Here is a 17,581-nt window from a genome sequence, read left to right as displayed (position 1 = left end):
AGGAAATTATTTTAAAGGAGATGTTTTTATGTGTAAACTTATGATTATTGATGATGATCCCTTGGAGAGGAAGGCATTACGGATTATTTTAAAAAGGAAATTTTTAAATCTAAAAATTGGAAAAGACGCTAAAAATGGTACAGAAGCTATTCAATTCATACATCAATTTAAACCTGATATTATTTTAATGGATATCGAACTTCCTGGTACCAATCACCTAAACTTACAACGAGAAATCACAAAGACTTTACCACAATCTAAAATAATCATTAATACTTCTGTAGAAGATTTCACTTATGCTCAAGCAGCTTTAAGAAGTGGTGTTCTCAACTATTTAATAAAACCTACTCGTCCAGCACAGATTGAACGCGCTGTCGACAAGGCAATAAAAGCAATTAACCAAGTGTCATTGCTTGATAGCATTTCATCAAAACGAGCAACATCGTCAAAAGAAGCTATTCATTCTATTTTAAATTACATTCACAATAACTATAATCAACCACTAACATTAAGTGCAATTGCTGAACATGCTCATTTAAACCCTCAATACTTAAGCAGGTATTTTAAAGAAACTGTTGGCATGACATTTACAATGTATGTAACACATTTACGAATTGAACAATCAAAAAAATTATTGATGCACTCAAACAAATCCATTACACAAATCGCATTAGAAGTTGGATATCCCGACCCCGCATATTTTAGCAAAGTATTTGATAAACATGTAAAATGTTCACCCTACAAATTTAAACAAACTCACTACAATACAGTTTAACTAGAACCAGGCTTATTCCCCTAGCCTGGTTCTAGTTATTCCCCCCTATATTCACAGCTCGTAAAAAACCGACTCGTTTAATTAATACTTAGTAGGAATACATCCCTACTGAGCAGTACTTCGCTTTATACAGAAATAGATAAGTTACTAGATACAAGCACTCTATTATGAGTATAATGACAAGTATGAAACAGGCGAAAGTCATGTGAAAACATCTTTTTTTCTGTTATACGAACTTTATACGAGGGGTGAAATATATGAAACAACCACTTGCACACCGCATGCGTCCAACCAACATTACAGAAGTTATTGGACAAGAACACCTAGTTGGAGAAGGAAAAATTTTATGGCGTATGATTCAAGCAAATCATTTACAATCTATGATTTTATATGGCCCTCCCGGTACAGGTAAAACATCTATTGCCAGCGCAATTGCAGGCAGCACAGGCACACCATTCCGTCTATTAAATGCTGTTACACATAATAAAAAAGATATGGAGGTTGTCATTCAAGAAGCGAAAATGCACCGTCATCTCGTCTTAATTTTAGATGAAGTACATCGGCTTGATAAAGGAAAACAAGACTTCCTTCTTCCTCATTTAGAAAGTGGCCTCATTACTTTAATTGGCGCAACAACAAGCAATCCGTTTCATGCTATTAATTCTGCAATTCGTAGCCGCTGTCAAATTTTTGAACTTCATCCATTAACAGAAGAGCATATTTTACAAGGTTTAGAGCGCGCTTTAATAGATAAAGAAAAGGGATTAGGTGAATATAACGTAATCGTAAGTGAAGAAGCGCTCCGTCATTTTGCGCACGCTTCAGGCGGCGACATGCGGTCTTCTTATAATGCATTAGAACTTGCTGTATTATCGAGCTTTTCTACAATAGATAAACCGACAGAAATTACTCTCGAAATTGCAGAAGAATGCTTGCAAAAGAAAAGTTTTGTACATGATAAAGATGGCGATGCTCATTATGACGTATTATCAGCTTTTCAAAAATCTGTCCGCGGTAGCGACGTAAATGCTGCCCTTCATTATTTAGCACGCTTAATTGAAGCTGGTGATATGCAAAGCATCGGGAGAAGACTACTCATTATGGCCTATGAGGATATTGGACTTGCAAACCCACAAGCCGGGCCACGTACATTAGCCGCTATCGAATCTGCAGAACGGGTTGGTTTTCCAGAAGCGCGTATTCCACTCGCAAATGCTGTCATTGAATTATGTTTATCACCGAAATCAAACTCAGCTTATAAGGCGTTAGATGAAGCACTTCAAGATGTCAGAAGCGGAAGAACAGGCGATGTACCAAATCATTTAAAAGATAATCATTATAAAGGAGCCGAAACACTCGGCAGAGGCATCGGTTACTTATATCCACACGATTACCCAAACGGCTGGGTCGAGCAACAATACTTACCTGATGCCATTAAACATAAACAATACTACAAACCGAAGATAACAGGAAAGTTCGAACAAGCACTTGCCTCTATATATGAAAGATTAAAACAATCGTATAAAAGTAAACAAAAAGGGTAATATAAGCGAAAACGAAATGAACTATGGAGGTTTCGCTTATGAAAATGCGCCAAGATGCATGGACGACAGAAGAAGATTTACTTCTAGCAGAAACCGTTTTACGCCATATACGCGAAGGTAGTACACAGTTAAAGGCATTTGATGAAGTTGGTGACAAACTAAATCGAACATCTGCCGCTTGCGGCTTTCGCTGGAATGCAGAAGTACGACAAAACTATGAAGAAGCGATACAAATCTCAAAAAAACAGCGCAAAGAGCGGAAACGAGCAGAAGGAAAGAAAGAAAAAGAATATTTTGCAAGCATGCCGAAACAAAAAGCACGCAGCGCAAAATCTTCCAAAGAACGCTCTGCTTCTCTTTTAACGATGGAACATGTCATTTCCTTTTTGCAACAGCTTGAAGAAAATCCTTCTCATACCGGATCATTGCAAGAAGAAAATGAAACATTAAGAGGCCAGCTTGAGACATTACAAAAGGAAAACCACGAACTTGAGAAAGAACTAGCACAATTACAGAAAAATCAACAAGCTGTTCAAGAAGATTATGCAACACTCATTCGCATAATGGACCGTGCTCAAAAGCTTGTTATACCGGACCGGCCAACCGAGGACATGGCACCGATTTTTCAAACAGATGCGAACGGTAATTTAGATATTGTGTATACAGCGGAAAACTAACAAAAAAGAGACTCGTACTATAAACGAGCCTCTTTTTATATTAAAACGGATTAATAAACATCCACGTTAACTCTTTTACTTTTAAGTTACGTTTATCCGCTGCCTCTTTCGCAATCTTCAACGCTTCTTCTTTTGTTTGTAAGTGCTCTGCAATCACTTGACAAGCTTTGCAATACGCTTTTTCATTTCCTGCTAAACGATGTGTTCCTCCACTTTTACAACTATATTTGACGAGCCATCCTTTTGAATTTTCCCATATCCCAACAAACTCAACCGCCGGATGTAGTTGTTCCATCCAATTAACCTCGTTATTTCTTAATTTTCTGTATATTAATATTGTATTACCACTTAACAAAAATTGGAATATCATAATCATAGATTTTACAACAGAAAAAAAGCTGCGGATCTCCCCGCAGCTTTTCTCTCTTAATTATCTTGTCCTACACGCTTCACTTCCACATGTTTTAGACGCTCACGCACAACGTGGCTAGCCATAATTAAACCAGCAACAGATGGTACAAACGCATTTGAGGAAGGTGGTAATTTCGCCTTACGAATTTTTGCATTCTCATCTGGAACGATTTCTTTACGAACTTCTTCACGAATGACGATTGGATTTTCGTCAGAGAATACAACTTTAATTCCTTTTTTAATTCCTTCTTTACGAAGTTTTGTACGAATTACTTTTGCGATTGGGTCTGTATGTGTTTTCGAAATATCGGCAATACGGAAACGAGTTGGATCCATTTTATTTGCAGCACCCATACTAGAAATAATTTTAATCTTTCTTCGTAAACACTGCTTCATTAAATGAATTTTAAATGTAATTGTATCAGATGCATCAACAACGAAATCTAAACCGTGCTTAAAGAACTCTTCGTATGTTTCATCCGTATAAAACATTTCTAGTGCAATAACTTCACAGTCCGGGTTAATATCTGCAATACGTTCTTTCATTAACTCTACTTTTGAACGGCCAACAGTAGAAACTAATGCGTGAATTTGACGATTTACGTTCGTAATATCAACAACGTCTTTATCAACCAATACAATACGGCCAACACCAGAACGCGCTAATGCTTCAGCAGAAAAAGAACCTACGCCGCCAATCCCTAAAATACCAACTGTCGTATTTTTTAATATTTCAAGCCCTTCTTTTCCAAAGGCTAATTCGTTACGAGAAAATTGATGTAACATGCGGTCTACACTCCTATTACAAAAATGGTCTATCATGTATTCTAATGCTTTTCCGACTATTTGTATAGAAAAAGTTATATAATCTTTAAAATTCACGTTCAATAGTCAGCTATCTTTACCGAACTTTTAAAACTTACTCCAAAAAACCTAGCTGGATATAGTATATCCAGCTAGGTTCCATTCTTACTTCTCTTCTTTTACATTTAATTGTAAGTTTAACTCTTCAAGCTGTGCTGTTGCAACTGGGCTTGGCGCTTCCGTTAATAAGCAGCTTGCGCTTGCTGTTTTCGGGAATGCAATTGTATCACGAAGGTTTGTACGGCCTGCTAATAACATAACAAGACGGTCTAACCCTAATGCAATTCCACCATGTGGCGGTGTACCGTATTCGAATGCTTCTAGTAAGAAGCCAAATTGTTCTTTCGCTTCTTCTTCAGAGAAGCCAAGTGCTTTGAACATTTTTTCTTGTACGTCACGCTCGTAAATACGAAGAGAACCACCGCCAAGCTCATAGCCGTTTAATACTAAGTCATATGCTTGTGCACGTGCTTTTTCTGGTGCTGTTTCAAGTAACTCTACATCTTCACGGAACGGCATTGTGAATGGGTGATGCGCTGCGAAATAGCGATCTGCATCTTCATCATACTCAAGAAGTGGCCAATCTGTTACCCATAAGAAGTTGAATTTACTTTCGTCAATTAACTCCAGCTCTTTTCCTAAGCGCATGCGAAGTGCACCTAAGCTATCTGCTACAACACTCTTCTTATCTGCTACAAACAGTAACAAGTCTCCTGCTGCTGCATCTAATAAGCTCATTAACTGGCTTGCATCTTCTTCGCCAAAGAACTTCGCGATTGGGCCTTTTAAGCCATCTTCTTCAACTTTCAGCCAAGCTAAACCTTTCGCTCCGTATACTTTGACGAACTCTGTTAGTGCATCGATATCTTTACGAGAATATTTTGCCGCTGCACCTTTTGCATTAATTGCTTTTACTTGTCCACCTGTTTCAACAGCGCTTGTAAATACTTTAAAGCCACAGCCAGCTGCAAATTCAGATAGGTCTGTTAATTCCATTGCAAAACGTGTATCTGGCTTATCAGAACCGTAACGAGCCATCGCATCAGCATACGTCATGCGCGGGAATGGTGCGATGATTTCTACACCTTTCGCCTCTTTCATAACTTTTACCATCATGCGTTCCATCATCTCTAAAATTTCTTCTTGTGATAAGAATGATGTTTCGATGTCGACTTGTGTAAATTCCGGTTGACGATCCGCACGTAAATCTTCATCACGGAAACAACGTGCTACTTGGTAATAACGCTCAAATCCACCAACCATAAGCAATTGCTTAAAGATTTGCGGAGATTGTGGAAGTGCATAAAACTCTCCATCATGCACACGGCTCGGTACTAAGTAGTCACGTGCGCCTTCTGGCGTGCTCTTCGTTAAAATTGGCGTTTCTACTTCTAAGAAATCTTCACTATCTAAGAAGTTACGAATTGTCTTTGTTACGTCATGACGCATTTTAAACGTGTTGTACATCGCCGGACGACGAAGATCTAAATAGCGGTATTTTAAACGAACATCTTCTGATGCATCCGTATCATCAGCAATAATGATTGGCGTTGTTTTCGCTGCATTTAATACTTCTACGTGTGTTGCTTGTACTTCAATTGCACCCGTTGCCATATTTTCGTTTACTGCACCAGCACCGCGTTCAACAACTGTACCTTCTACGTGAAGGACATACTCACTGCGAATTGTTTCTGCGATTGCTAGTGCTTCTTTTGATGTTTCTGGGTTAAATACAACTTGAACGATACCTGTACGGTCACGTAAATCAATGAAAATTAATCCACCTAAATCACGGCGCTTTTGTACCCAGCCTTTTAACTGAACTGTTTGACCAACTGCTTCTACTGTTACTTTTCCACACTCATGTGTTCTTCCAGCCATTTGTTCTTCCTCCTATACTAACTTCTCAGCCACGTAAGCAGCAAAGATATCTAAAGCAACTTCTTCTTGTTCTCCTGTTGCCATGTCTTTTAAATTAATGATGCCTCTTTCAAGCTCATTGTCACCAAGTACAGCTACATATTTCGCACTTAAACGGTCAGCAGACTTAAACTGCGCTTTCGTTTTACGATCTAAGTAATCTTTCTCCACAGCTAAACCAGCTTTGCGAAGGTCAAAAACAACTTTTGCTGCATGATCTTTTGCTTTCTCACCAAGAGCGACTACATAACAATCGATATCTTGTGTAAGCGGTAACGTAATATTTTCAGCTTTTAATGCCATAATTAAGCGTTCGATACTCATCGCAAAACCGATACCTGGCATTTCTGGCCCACCAACTTCTTGGACAAGACCGTTGTAGCGTCCACCACCACTTAACGTTGTAATTGCACCAAAGCCTTCTGCTTCACTCATGATTTCAAATACAGTGTGCTGGTAATAATCTAAACCACGTACAAGATTTGCATCTTTCTCAAATGGAATATCCATCATTGTTAGTAATTCTTGTACCTTTTCATAGTACGCACTTGATTCTTCATTTAAATATTCTGTAATAGATGGCGCTGTTCCCATTAATTCATGGTTACGGTCTTTTTTACAGTCTAAAATACGAAGTGGGTTCTTCTCTAGACGAGATTGACAATCTGAGCAAAACTCGCCAATGCGCGGTTCAAAGTGTGCAATTAATGCATCACGATGTGCTTGACGACTTGCTGCATCACCTAAACTGTTTAATACAACTTTAATATTTTTCAGTCCCATACCGCGATAGAACTCGACGGCAAGTGCGATAACTTCTGCATCAATTGCAGGGTCATTACTACCGATTGCTTCAATACCAAACTGTACAAATTGACGGTAACGTCCTGCTTGTGGGCGTTCGTAACGGAACATTTGTCCAATGTAGTATAGCTTTGTTGGTTGCGTTGCATCACCAAACATTTTATTCTCTACATAAGAACGTACAACAGGTGCTGTACCTTCAGGACGAAGCGTTAAACTACGCTCTCCGCGATCTTCAAATGTATACATTTCTTTTTGAACGATATCTGTTGTATCACCAACACCGCGTAGAAATAACTCTGTATGCTCAAAAATTGGTGTGCGAATTTCTTTATAGTTGTAGCGACGGCAAATTTCACGTGCCTGTCCTTCGATATACTGCCATAATTCTACAGTACCAGGAAGAATATCTTGTGTTCCGCGTGGGATTTGAATAGACATATTCAGTTCCTCCTCATTTTCTCAATAATAATAAAAATAAAAAACTCCCATCTCTACTGAATAAACAGTAGGGACGAGAGTATAATACCCGTGGTGCCACCCTAATTGAAGCACGTATGCTTCCACTTTTGTTATAACGCCAAAATTGCGTTCAACTTCTACTTAGCCAATAAGCCTTTCAAAGTGAAACCTCCAAAGTGTCATTCAACAAGTCATTATGTAGAAATGCTTTCAGCCTGAGGCATTTCCTCTCTTTTCATATGGATCTTATTTACTCTTCTTTTTCATCGGTTTTGTTCATATGTAAATGTAAAAAACAAATTTATTTACTACTATACGGTCATTCACAAATGTTGTCAAGTGACTTAAGAACGTCCAAGTTGCTTCTTTAACGTTCTCACATCTTTTAACGAAATCCCAAATTCCGAAGCAAGCTCAAGCGATGTTGTTTCATTTTCTTTCGCTGCAAATTCATGTAAGTTTACATTAAAAAGTTGATTCGCACCATTTGTTGCAGAATGTCCTTTTTCACCCATGCGCATATCCATCTTCCTCTCATTCTTTGCTGACTGTCATACCACCAGTGTTCCATCTTTTTAAGGAATGTATACGAAAAGGATGGATTTTGTCTTGTACATTCTTTTTACTCGTACTGTCACTTGACGTATTATGGCTTGTAAATTTTGTTTATCTCATGCAAAATACTACAAACAAAAAAAGAGAGCATATCTCCATGCTCTCTTTTCCGTTACTTACTCTCTACAATTAAAGTGACTGGACCATCGTTAATTAACTGCACGTCCATCATTGCACCAAATCTCCCTGTTTCCACTTGCAAACCTTGCTTACGAAGAGCTTCATTAAAAAAATCATATAGCCCTTCTGCATAGTCTGGTTTTGCGGCACCCATAAAGTTTGGACGTCTTCCTTTTCGGCAATCCCCGTACAATGTAAATTGTGAAATAGAAAGAACTTGTCCATCTACATCAAGTACAGATTGATTCATTTTTCCGCTTTCATCTTCAAAAATGCGTAAGTTCGCAACTTTTTCAGCAACGTATGTTGCATCTTGTTCTGTATCTTCATGTGTAATTCCAACTAACAGTGTTAAGCCAAATGGAATTTGTCCGACTACTTCACCATCTACTGTGACGGAGGCTTCTTTTGATCGTTGCAGTACAACTCTCATACAAAACTCCTCCTTAGTGCATCATGCGACGTACAGAATAAATTTCTGGTACACGTTTAATGCGTTCTACTACTTTCTTTAAATGTTGTAAGTTACGAATTGAAATGGACATATGAATCGTCGCCATTTTATTGCGATCGCTTCGCCCTGATACAGCTGACATATATGTCTTCGTTTCTGTAACAGCTTGCAGCACTTCATTTAATAAACCACGGCGATCATAACCTGTAATTTCAATATCAACGTTGTATTCAATCTCTTTCTCTGAATTGCCTTCCCATTCTACTTCTAGTAAACGCTCTAGCGCTTCTTCTGTATGAACGTTTACACAATCACGGCGATGAATCGATACACCACGGCCCTTTGTAATATAGCCGATAATATCGTCGCCCGGTACTGGGTTACAACATTTTGATAAACGGATCAGTAAATTATCTGCCCCGCTTACTTTCACGCCAGAATCCCATTTACGAATTTTCATCGGCTTACGAACTTCTTTTACTTCCGTTAAATCTTCTTCCTCTTTTTGTTTACGGAACTTATCACTAAGACGCGTGACAATTTGAGAAGCTGTAATCCCGCTATAACCAACTGCCGCAAATAGGTCTTCTTCATTGGCGAAGTTGAATTTTTCAGCAACACGGTTTAAGTTATCAGGAGCTAACATTTCTTTCATATCATACTGCGTTGCACGTATTTCTTTTTCAACAAGCTCACGGCCCTTTTCAATATTCTCCTCGCGGCGCTGCTTTTTAAAGAATTGACGAATTTTATTTTTCGCATGAGACGTTTGTGCAAGTTTCACCCAGTCTTGGCTTGGGCCATATGAATGCTTCGATGTTAAAATTTCAATGATGTCACCTGTTTTCAACTTATAATCAAGCGTCACCATCTTACCGTTTACTTTCGCTCCAATTGTTTTATTCCCAATTTCAGAGTGAATACGGTAAGCAAAATCAATTGGAACTGAGCCAAGTGGCAATTCCATTACATCGCCTTTTGGTGTAAAGACAAACACCATATCAGAGAATAAATCAATCTTTAATGATTCCATAAATTCTTCTGCATTTGACGCTTCATTTTGCCATTCTAAAATTTCACGGAACCACGTTAACTTTTTCTCAAGTGTTCCCTTTGTATCAGCTGCTTTTCCTTCTTTATAAGCCCAGTGTGCAGCAATACCAACTTCAGCAACTTCATGCATTTCCGTCGTACGAATTTGTACTTCAAGCGGATCGCCTTTTGGTCCAATTACCGTCGTATGAAGCGACTGATATAAGTTCGCTTTTGGCATCGCAATATAATCTTTAAATCTACCCGGCATTGGCTTCCAGCATGTATGAATAATTCCAAGTACTGCATAACAATCTTTAATACTTTTTACTACAACACGTACAGCTAATAAATCATAAATTTCATTAAATTGCTTATTTTGAATTGCCATTTTTCGGTAAATGCTATAAATATGCTTTGGACGTCCTGAAATCTCTGGTTGAATCGCTACTTCCTTTAGCTTATCTCCAATTTCATCCATTACTTCTTCTAAATACTCTTCACGTTCTGCACGCTTACGCTTCATTAAATTTACAATACGATAATATTGCTGCGGATTTAAATATCGAAGTGATGTATCTTCTAGTTCCCATTTAATCGTATTAATCCCAAGTCTATGTGCAAGAGGCGCAAAAATTTCTAACGTTTCGTTTGCAATTCGGCGCTGCTTTTCTTGCGGCAAATGCTTTAACGTACGCATGTTATGAAGACGATCGGCTAATTTAATCAAAATAACACGAATGTCTTGTGCCATCGCAATGAACATTTTGCGATGATTTTCAGCCTGTTGCTGTTCATGAGATTTATATTTAATTTTCCCAAGCTTTGTGACACCATCAACAAGCATTGCAATTTCTTTATTAAATGCCTGTTCAATATCTTCTAATGTAACGTCTGTATCTTCTACTACATCATGCAAAAAGCCTGCTGACACAGTAGATGGATCCATTTGTAAATCAACCAAAATACCTGCTACTTGAATAGGATGAATGATATACGGCTCACCTGATTTTCGGTATTGCTCACTATGTGCATCGCGCGCAAATTCATATGCACGTGCCACAAGCTCGATATCATTATCCGCTAAATATTGTCCCGCTCTTTCCAGTACCTGTTCAGCTGTTAGTACTTGTTCATTCGCCATCAAATCACCTTTTAAATGAAATTAGTCCTCTTTTTTCTTTACTAAATTAGAATGATTTTATTCTATCATTATAACGCAATGATTATGAATTGTGAAAAGGAAAAGACTTTACAGATTTTTCTTTATATTTAACTCTATAATGATATAAAAGTACCCGCTCCTCTCAAAAAGATTCACGGGTACTTCTTTGTATACATGTATTCCACTTTTCTGATAGCTACCTTATTGCTATACAGAAAACTTAAAACCTACTTTGTACTGATCCCTTTGCTTTAAAAACATGGGACGCGGCACAAAAAGGCACTGACCGCTACTACGCATGTCTAGGTGCTCTTTCTACTCCTAAAAAGAAGCTTTTCTTTTCTTCCTAATTAGTATTTCTCTAATACTAATACATCATAATCGTCTAACTTTTCACGACCATCTAGGTATGTTAACTCAACTAAGAATGCGATACCTGCAACAACACCACCAAGTTCTTCTACAAGCTTGATTGTTGCTTCAATTGTTCCACCTGTCGCTAATAAGTCATCTGTAATTAATACGCGTTGACCTGGTTTAATCGCATCTTTGTGGATTGTTAAAATATCTTTCCCGTACTCTTTACCGTAATCGACTGTAATTACTTCACGTGGTAATTTACCTAACTTACGTACAGGAGCGAATCCTACTTCTAATGCGTAAGAGACAGGGCATCCGATAATGAAACCACGAGCTTCTGGACCTACTACAAGGTCGATATCTCTTTCTTTTGCATATTCAACAATTGCGTCTGTTGCCGCTTTGTATGCTTTACCATCATTCATTAATGGTGTGATGTCTTTAAATACGATACCTTCTTTTGGATAATCAGGTACGATCGCAATGTGCTGTTTAAAATCCATAATTATGAATCCTCCTCATAAATCAAAGACTTGTTCCTAGCAAGTCCTTTACCCTAACTGTTTATACTTCCTTATGATTACGAATCGTTTCAAACCAAGTATATAACTGTTGATACGTACTATATACTAAATCCTTTTCAAGCTGCAGTTGGTTTATTTTTTCACGATATGTGTTCGATTCCGTTAAATCACGCTTTTGCATTTCTTTTGCCATAAAAATGACACCGTCTTTTATTGTAACAAATTCTAGCTCAAAAAACACCTGTGTCATGAAATTTACTGTATCTTTTGACCAGCCTTTATGTCTGCAAAGCTGTTCACCGTATTGCTTCAATGAAAATGGGGCTTTTTTGTGCAAGAAAGAATAATACCATTTAAAGTGTTCTCTCGTTGGAACCGTACTAAACAAATGATTATTTTCTTGATAAAAGACTGTATAAATACGAGACGGGAAGCCGTTCATACAAATCTTTTGTAATTCTTCTGTAGACTGTGGTAAATCAAGAAGCACAACGTAGCGATCTTCTAACGTCGTAACAGTAGAAGCATGGACAATATAGTCCTTATATTCATCTAAGGAGAATTTTCGCATCGTTTCTTCTGTAAAATAAACAATTGTTAATTTCTCACGAGGCAACTCAGCAAGATTTGTTTCAACATTTCTCATACTGCGCCAATCAAATAATTGCCATGCTTTCACAGCGATATCTTGAATCATAAGCTGTGGTTTTCTAAAATTGTTCCACTCATTAATAGACGCTTCTCCTAACACAGAAACGCGAGTAACAGGTGAAATTTCTTTCGTCAATGCTCCGAACCCAAATCCAATCGTATCTAATGTAGCGTGTTCATCTTTTAATGTCATTTTCAAATGAGAGCCATCAGAACCAATCGCTCGGATACTTTCTAATTCAGCATCTTCTACCGCAATACGCGGTTTCGGATTTCCAACACCAAACGGAGCAAGTTTTTGCATCTCTTCAATCGCAGATAACGTCACATCTTCCACTCTACAAACTACATCTACAGTCGTAATTGGTGTGAAGTCTTCCTCCGTCAATACAGCATCTGCCTGCGCATTCAGTCGATTTCTTAACTGTTCAACATCGTTCATATGAAGCGTCATTCCAGCCGCCATCGGGTGCCCACCAAAGTGTGGTAAAATGTCACGGCAATCTGATAAATTCGCATATAAATCGAATCCTTCAATACTACGTGCCGAACCTTTAGCTGTTTCTTTTTCCTTATCAATACAAAGCACAATTGTTGGGCGATAGAAACGCTCTACTAATTTAGAAGCAACAATTCCGATAACCCCAGGGTTCCATCCTTCTTTTGCTAGCACCAATACTTTGTTCTCTTCTGGTGGATAGTATGTCTCTACTTCAGCAATCGCTTCCTCTGTAATTTGTTTTACAATATCTTTTCGCAATTTGTTTAACTCATCGATTTCCTGTGCAAGCTCAGCTGCTTCCTCAGGATCTTCTGATAACAATAAGTGTACAGCTGGCGCAGCGTCCTCTAAACGGCCAACTGCATTAATACGCGGGCCGATTGAAAATCCAACACTTTCTTCTGTAATTTCACTTTGCGAAAGCTTTGCTACTTTAAATAATGCCTGCAAACCAATGTTCTTTGTTGTTCGCAATTTCTTCAACCCTCGCTGCACGAGAAGTCGATTTTCTCCGTGAAGTGCTACTAAGTCTGCAACTGTACCGATAACAGCAATTTCTAATAAATGCTCTGGCACTCGGCCAAGCAAAGCGTGCGCTACTTTAAACGCAACACCAACACCTGCTAAATAATGAAACGGGTACACACCACCCTCTAGCTTTGGATGAATAATTGCAAGTGCTTCTGGCAACTCTGGTGGTGGCTCATGATGATCGGTAATAATTAAATCCATACCAAGTTCTTTTGCCACCTGCGCTTCATGGACAGCTGCAATTCCCGTATCAACTGTAATAATAAGTGAAAATCCTGCGCGATGTGCCCAGCGAAATGCTTCTTCATTCGGACCGTATCCTTCCGTAAAACGGTTTGGAATATAAAATTCGACGTCCGCCCCTAACTCTTGCAATGCTAAAAACAGTACCGTTGTACTACTTACACCGTCTGCATCATAATCGCCAAATATTAAAATTTGTTCACCGTTTGCAATCGCTCTTTGCACTCGTTCTACTGTTTTATCCATTCCTTCTAGTAAAAATGGGTCATGGAATTCTTGCCCATCTGTACTTAAAAACTGTGTGATTTTCTCTTCTGTATCAAGACCTCTACTTATAAATAATGAAGTAACAAGCGGCGTTAATTGCAGTTTATTTGCTAATTCGTTCACTTGAGATTCATTATGTTCTTTTTCTTTCCAACGCGTCTTCGCTTTTAACACGAAATCACCCCTCAACTCGTCCATTATACTAGACATGTTCAGGGGTGACAATTCAGCGTTTATATTAATCAGCAGAATACGGATTAATATGGACGAAAACATTTTGAACGTTATCTTGCTCCATTAATACTTCTTTTACTCGCTTTCCAATACTATGTCCTTCCTCTACTGTAATGTATGGATCAACAGACACTTTAATATCAACAATGACGTAATGACCGTGTTCTCTTGCATATAATGCACCAATTTTCTTTACACCATCAACTTGTAGAACTGCTTCTCTCATTGGAATAATATCTTCTTCATGAAGAACATGATCAAGACTCATATGAACCGCTTCTTTTCCAATATCCCATGCCATTTTAATAACAAACAGTGATACGAACAAACCGGCAACCGGATCTGCATATACAAGCCAATCAATCCCTATCTTTTCTCCAATAATTGCGGCAGAAATTCCAATTAAAGCCGCAATAGATGAAAATACATCTGATCGGTGTTCGTATGCATTTGCAATAATCGCGTCACTATTCACTTTTTTTCCTAGTCGATATTTATACTGAAACATCCCTTCTTTTACAACAATTGAGAGAATAACAGCAGCAATAGTAATGAAACTGGGAGCTTCCAATACTTCTGTGAAAGCCTTTATGGACGAAATTGCAATTTCAAGTCCAACAATTGCCAATAAAACCGCCACAATAATCGCTGAAATCGTTTCCGCTTTTCCATGTCCATATGGATGATCCTCATCAGGTGGCTGTTTTGCTGCTTTCAATCCAAACCAAACAGCAAGTGAACCAATCACGTCCGACCCTGAGTGGACAGCGTCAGCCATTAACGCTTTACTATTTCCGATATATCCAACAACTGCTTTTACGATTGCGAGTATGATATTCCCAACGATTCCAACCATCGCCCCAAACTCTGCCTGCTTAAAACGTTCATCTTTTTCCATATCCGAATTTCTTTCCCTCCTGAATATATAACATATGCAAAATACACATATTACAGCTCACCTTCTCCATATACACTTCCTTCCTCCTATGAAGAAGCACACTGCCCGTTCATACCGATTCCCAAAAGCAATACGTTCCTTTATTTTACCCATAAAACAAAAAAAGAGATGCCTCAAATGAGACATCATCTTTTTCATTGTATGTCGCTATCTGTTTAATTGTTATTACACTTGTGGCTCATTTGTTGTTTCTACTTTCTGTTGCCCTTTTCCCTTTTTCAAGCGGCGCTTTTCAAGCATTAACCAAAGCTGAGACGCGATGAAAATAGAGGAATATGTTCCAACTACTAATCCAACAAGTAATGCAATCGAGAAGTTACGAAGTGATTCACTACCGAAAATCAACAAAGCAATAACAGGTAACAGTACTGTTAAAACTGTATTGATTGAGCGAGAAATTGTTTGACGAATACTTGTGTTTACAATCTCTTCTAAATCACTTACAGATTTAATACGTTCCTTTTGCTTATACAATTCACGATTTCGGTCAAACGTAACAATCGAGTCATTAATTGAGTAACCAATAATCGTTAGTACAGCTGCAACAAACGGCAAGTCTACTTCTAATTGGAATAAGCTAAAGAAGACAAGAATAAAGAATGCATCATGTAATAATGCGACAACAGCCGAAATCGCATATGTAAAGCGGAAACGAATACTTACGTATAAAACAATTACCGCTGATGCAATCATGACTGCAATAAACGCATTTTTCGCAATTTCTTTTCCAATTGTTGGTGAAACGGTACTTACATTTGGCTCTGTACCGTATTCCTTAGCAAAATATGTTTTTACATTTGCAATTTCATCTTTTGATAGCACACCTGGAATGCGAACAGCATAACCTTTGTTATCAGTTCCGGTTGCTACAATATCTTCTGTCTCTACATCAATTTTTAATCCTTGTAAATCTTTTTGAACTTGTTCTACTGTAACAACTTCCTTAGATTGAATATCCATACGCGTTCCGCTTACAAAATCAATACCAAGATTTAGTCTAAAGACTGATAAGATAATTGTACCGATAACAACTGTTGCAATTGAGAACATAAATAATTTACGCCCAAGCTCCACAAAGTTAAAACGATCAAACTTTGTTGGTGCGTATTGAACACCTTTTGATAAAGGGATAATTTCTTTTGGTTTTACACCAAAGTAAGCAAATTTCTTATCAAAGTAACGACTCTTAATTAATAACCCTAATAGGAAACGTGAACCGTATACGTTCGTAATAAAACCTACTAAAATACTGACAATTAAACTTGTCGCAAAACCTTTTACAGAGCTATTACCATATACAAATAGTACACCTGCTGCTGCTAATGTTGTAATGTTTGCATCTAAAATCGTTGATAATGAACGTTGATTACCAGAACGATATGCTGACATCATTGATTTCCCAATACGCAGTTCATCTTTTAAACGCTCATATGTAATAATATTTGCGTCAACTGCAATACCTACCCCAAGTACAAGTGCAGCAATACCTGGTAGTGTAAGGACTGCATGCATCCAGTTAAATACAAGTAATGTAAGGAAGATATACAAACCTAGCATCAGAACTGCTACAAGACCTGGAAGGCGGTAGTACACAAGCATAAATAAGAAAATAAGTGCGATTCCAATTGCACTTGCGAAAATTGTTTTTTGTAATGCTTGTTCTCCAAAATTCGCTCCAACAGATGTGGAGTATAACTCTTCCAGATCAACTGGAAGTGCCCCAGCATTTAATAACTTAGCAAGATCTTTTGCGCTTTCAACTGTAAAGTTTCCACCGACAATTGATACTTCCGCTTGATTAAATACTTGGTCTACAGTTGCTGCTGATAAATATTTCGGATTTGGTTTTGCCGCTTCTGCTTGATAAGAGTCTACACCCTCTTCAAAATCTAGCCAAATAACCATTAAGTTTGTTGGCGGCGGCATACTTGATACCTTTTTTGTTACATCTCGGAATTTATCCGCGCTTTTTAGCTTCAAACTTACGCTTGGCTTTCCATATTCATCAAACGTTTGCTTCGCTCCGCCGTTCGCTAAATCTGTTCCGTCCATTAAAATGTTATCGTTAACATCACGGAATGTTAATTTTGCTTGTGTTGATAAAATTTCTCGTGCTTTTTGCTGATCTTTTACACCGGCAAGTTGCACACGAATTCGATCTTCACCTTCAATTTGAATATTCGGTTCACTTACACCAAGAGCATTGACACGGTTGTCCAGCGCACCAACTGTACTCAATAGCGCTTCACGGTCAATCTTATCTCCTTCTTTCGCTGGCTTTACTTTATATAAAATTTCAAAGCCACCTTGTAGGTCTAGCCCAAGGCTAATCCCTTTTGTTACATCTTTCGCCGTTGCTCCAACGATGCCTCCAAGTAATAAAACAATGAGGAAGAAAGCAACGATTCTACTACCTCGTTTTGCCATATGTATATTGTTCCTCCTTCTGAACGAAGATGCTTGTTCAA

14 protein-coding genes and 1 other annotated feature are annotated in these 17,581 nt (G+C 38.1%); of the genes, 3 read left to right on the top strand and 11 right to left on the bottom strand.

Going from position 1 to position 17,581, the window contains the following annotated elements; translation table 11 throughout:
* Positions 1-28: 28 nt before the first annotated feature.
* The 3 genes from BAMA_RS09945 to BAMA_RS09935 all read left to right on the top strand — a co-directional run bounded on the left by BAMA_RS09945 (position 29) and on the right by BAMA_RS09935 (position 2,996).
* A complete protein-coding gene (locus BAMA_RS09945; protein ID WP_034638689.1) occupies positions 29-775 on the top strand; it encodes a response regulator transcription factor in 747 nt (248 codons plus the stop codon).
* A gap of 257 nt (positions 776-1,032) precedes the next feature.
* Positions 1,033-2,319: a replication-associated recombination protein A gene (locus tag BAMA_RS09940; RefSeq protein WP_034638687.1), complete on the top strand. Its 1,287-nt coding sequence runs from the start codon at positions 1,033-1,035 to the stop codon at positions 2,317-2,319.
* A gap of 38 nt (positions 2,320-2,357) precedes the next feature.
* On the top strand, positions 2,358-2,996 hold the full coding sequence (locus tag BAMA_RS09935; protein ID WP_034638685.1) for an RsfA family transcriptional regulator: 639 nt from the start codon (positions 2,358-2,360) through the stop codon (positions 2,994-2,996).
* A 40-nt stretch (positions 2,997-3,036) separates the two neighbouring features.
* Here the strand turns inward: BAMA_RS09935 and BAMA_RS09930 are convergent, their stop codons facing one another.
* From BAMA_RS09930 to secDF, 11 genes are all read right to left on the bottom strand, one after another.
* Complete coding sequence (locus BAMA_RS09930) at positions 3,037-3,291, bottom strand: hypothetical protein (protein WP_034638684.1); 255 nt, start codon at positions 3,289-3,291, stop codon at positions 3,037-3,039.
* A gap of 131 nt (positions 3,292-3,422) precedes the next feature.
* Entirely contained in the window at positions 3,423-4,193 is a 771-nt protein-coding gene (locus BAMA_RS09925) for a tRNA threonylcarbamoyladenosine dehydratase (RefSeq protein WP_034638682.1), read from the bottom strand.
* 183 nt (positions 4,194-4,376) lie between these two features.
* The gene (gene aspS, locus BAMA_RS09920) at positions 4,377-6,152 is read right to left on the bottom strand and encodes an aspartate--tRNA ligase (protein WP_034638681.1); all 1,776 of its coding nucleotides are present in this window, start codon (positions 6,150-6,152) and stop codon (positions 4,377-4,379) included.
* Between the two features lie 12 nt (positions 6,153-6,164).
* On the bottom strand, positions 6,165-7,436 hold the full coding sequence (gene hisS / locus BAMA_RS09915; protein WP_034638680.1) for a histidine--tRNA ligase: 1,272 nt from the start codon (positions 7,434-7,436) through the stop codon (positions 6,165-6,167).
* Between the two features lie 66 nt (positions 7,437-7,502).
* Positions 7,503-7,733, bottom strand: a binding site (T-box leader).
* Positions 7,734-7,801: 68 nt separating this feature from the next.
* Positions 7,802-7,984 carry a hypothetical protein gene (locus tag BAMA_RS24505; protein ID WP_157405983.1) on the bottom strand — a complete coding sequence of 61 codons (183 nt, stop codon included), beginning with the start codon at positions 7,982-7,984 and terminating at the stop codon, positions 7,802-7,804.
* A 200-nt stretch (positions 7,985-8,184) separates the two neighbouring features.
* A complete protein-coding gene (dtd, locus tag BAMA_RS09905) occupies positions 8,185-8,625 on the bottom strand; it encodes a D-aminoacyl-tRNA deacylase (protein WP_034638677.1) in 441 nt (146 codons plus the stop codon).
* Between the two features lie 13 nt (positions 8,626-8,638).
* Positions 8,639-10,822, bottom strand: a complete 2,184-nt coding sequence (locus BAMA_RS09900) for a RelA/SpoT family protein (RefSeq protein WP_034638675.1) — start codon at positions 10,820-10,822, stop codon at positions 8,639-8,641.
* Positions 10,823-11,193: 371 nt separating this feature from the next.
* Positions 11,194-11,706 carry an adenine phosphoribosyltransferase gene (locus tag BAMA_RS09895; protein WP_034638674.1) on the bottom strand — a complete coding sequence of 171 codons (513 nt, stop codon included), beginning with the start codon at positions 11,704-11,706 and terminating at the stop codon, positions 11,194-11,196.
* Between the two features lie 61 nt (positions 11,707-11,767).
* On the bottom strand, positions 11,768-14,095 hold the full coding sequence (recJ, locus tag BAMA_RS09890; RefSeq protein WP_034638673.1) for a single-stranded-DNA-specific exonuclease RecJ: 2,328 nt from the start codon (positions 14,093-14,095) through the stop codon (positions 11,768-11,770).
* Between the two features lie 64 nt (positions 14,096-14,159).
* A complete protein-coding gene (locus BAMA_RS09885) occupies positions 14,160-15,053 on the bottom strand; it encodes a cation diffusion facilitator family transporter (RefSeq protein WP_034638672.1) in 894 nt (297 codons plus the stop codon).
* Positions 15,054-15,278: 225 nt separating this feature from the next.
* Positions 15,279-17,540 (bottom strand): protein translocase subunit SecDF, encoded by a 2,262-nt coding sequence (secDF, locus tag BAMA_RS09880; RefSeq protein WP_034638671.1) that lies wholly within the window; start codon positions 17,538-17,540, stop codon positions 15,279-15,281.
* Positions 17,541-17,581 lie beyond the last annotated feature (41 nt).

The organism is Bacillus manliponensis (assembly GCF_000712595.1).
Classification (GTDB): domain Bacteria; phylum Bacillota; class Bacilli; order Bacillales; family Bacillaceae_G; genus Bacillus_A; species Bacillus_A manliponensis.
Note: the sequence above shows the minus strand (reverse complement) of the source record. Positions and strands in the feature narration are given on the sequence as shown.